The organism is Acinetobacter sp. OYA S30, from assembly GCF_033599315.1.
GTDB classification, from domain to species: domain Bacteria; phylum Pseudomonadota; class Gammaproteobacteria; order Pseudomonadales; family Moraxellaceae; genus Acinetobacter; species Acinetobacter baumannii.
Genome location: NZ_JAWVAV010000099.1, coordinates 1 through 2,061 on the forward strand (window position 1 = coordinate 1; position 2,061 = coordinate 2,061).

General features: G+C 37.7%; 2 protein-coding genes. Both read right to left on the reverse strand.

Annotated elements, in window-relative coordinates; translation table 11 throughout:
* Nucleotides 1-101: 101 nt before the first annotated feature.
* Nucleotides 102-1,865 (reverse strand): alkaline phosphatase D family protein, encoded by a 1,764-nt coding sequence (locus R5R67_RS19230; protein ID WP_001290931.1) that lies wholly within the window; start codon nt 1,863-1,865, stop codon nt 102-104.
* An 8-nt stretch (nt 1,866-1,873) separates the two neighbouring features.
* Nucleotides 1,874-2,061 (reverse strand): hypothetical protein (locus tag R5R67_RS19235; protein WP_216072189.1); only part of this gene is annotated, 188 nt, incomplete at its 5' end.

Consider the following 2,061-nt stretch of genomic DNA (forward strand, 5'->3'; position numbering starts at 1 on the left):
CTTCAAGTACTGAATATGGTGTCATAAAGAATCCAGCGTAAGCTGGTTTTTTTATGCCTAAAAAAAGGGTTACCTCAGCAACCCTCTAATTTTCTATAATTTCAAGCAGTCTTTTGACCTTGTTTTAACGGCATCAAATTTAGATCCAATACAATATCGTTTTGTCGGCTTGAATCTATCTGATATTCGGTATTTTTAATTGAATCTACAAATCTCCACTCAGAATGAACTTGCACCTGATCTAGAGTAACCAACAAATATCCTCGTTGATTTAAATTACAATAAACCAATTCATCAATTAATGTAGTAAATGCAAATTCAAACTGTTGAAGCTGAGCCAGTGGAATACTTAAATATTTTTCCAAACCTGGAGACGATACAGAGCTAGTCGCTAATTCAACTCCAACATATTTCCCTTTCTGGCTATATAAATAAGATGCCCATGCATTATGTGTATCCCCGGCTAACACAATGATCTTTTTATTAAACTCTGCCAATTTATCGTACACAAACTCTCGCTCAGCATAGTAACCATCCCAAGCATCGAGATTATATGGCGCAACCGTCATAATTCTTGCTTTTTCTTGGGCTGTTAATGTCGGATCATTTTGTTGTAAACGAAGTTTTAAAGCGACCAACTCGGTAATTTGTGCATTCATCTTAGCAAGCGCATCAGGCGAAGTTCCTCCTGAAGTAATTTGCCCTAAAGACGCCAACAACTCAGCTGGAATCCACATTTTACTCATTAAAACTTGCTGCCCTACTACATTCCATGTTGCTGTAGATTGCTTTAATTTATCAACCAACCAATCTCTTTGTGTATACCCCATCAAAGTACGCACCGGATTAGTTAAATCTCCCTGAAACTTTGCAATATCCAAACCTGTAGTCGTCATGTAGTCTGCATATGCAAGCTGCTTATCACGCGCAATAATACGCGTATCTAGCATGGTTAACTGAACAAGAGAGCCAAAATTAAACTGGCGATAAATATTTAAATGATCTGTACTAGAAACTGGACGAATTGGCATCCATTCAAAATAGGCTTGTAGGGCAGCTAATTTACGGTCCGAAAAGGCCCCTTCATTACTTTGATGGTTTTCCGCCCCCTCACGCCAAGCATCATTTGCCAACTCATGGTCATCCCAAATCACAATAAAAGGATGGCGCTGATGAGCTGCTTGTAAATCTTTATCTTGACGATAAAGCGCATAACGTTTGCGGTAATCATCTAATTTAATAATTTCTTTATTATTATCGGCAGGTAAATTACGGCCTAGCTTGATTGCATCTTCTGTCGCATAGCCATCTGCCCCATATTCATAAATATAGTCACCCAAGTGAATAATGACATCAACATTCTGTTTTGCCATTTCACGATAAACATAAAAGTAACCCGCAGGATAGTTAGAACAAGAACATACTGCAAAGCTCACTTTATTGGTGGATGTTGGTAATGTTTTCGTCTGCCCAACTGGTGAAACTTTATTACCAAATTTAAAACGGTAGTAGTACACCGTATCTGCTTGTAACCCAGCTGCATCAACTTTCACTGTAAAGTCATCAGTCTTGCTTGTTTCAACCATTCCCGTCTTTAAATTTTGTTTAAACTGATTATCGGTTGAAATTTCCCATACAACTTTTAAGCGCACCCCAGAGTCTGTCGGTGTTACTCGTGTCCACAAAATAACTTTATCTTGTAGTGGATCCCCGCTTGCGACACCATGAAGAAAATCTGCTTGTATTTCTGGGCTTTCATCATCTGAGCCATCATTACAACCTGTAAAAGCAACAGGTATAGATAAAGCCCCAAAACCGAGTAGACTTTTTTGAATTAATTCTCGGCGTGAAATTTTCTCTGACATAAAATTACCTAAGTTTTAAGCAATGAGTGTCTTAAACTTAAGTAGAGAAGATGAACAACTGATCTCAGTTTGATGAACAAATCATGACATAAATTGGTTAATTTATAGAAATACTGATAAGAACTGATTGAAAATAAAGCAAACTCTCTGTTTTTCTCTTGCCAATCGCGCACTTGTCCTCTATTATTGCGCACAT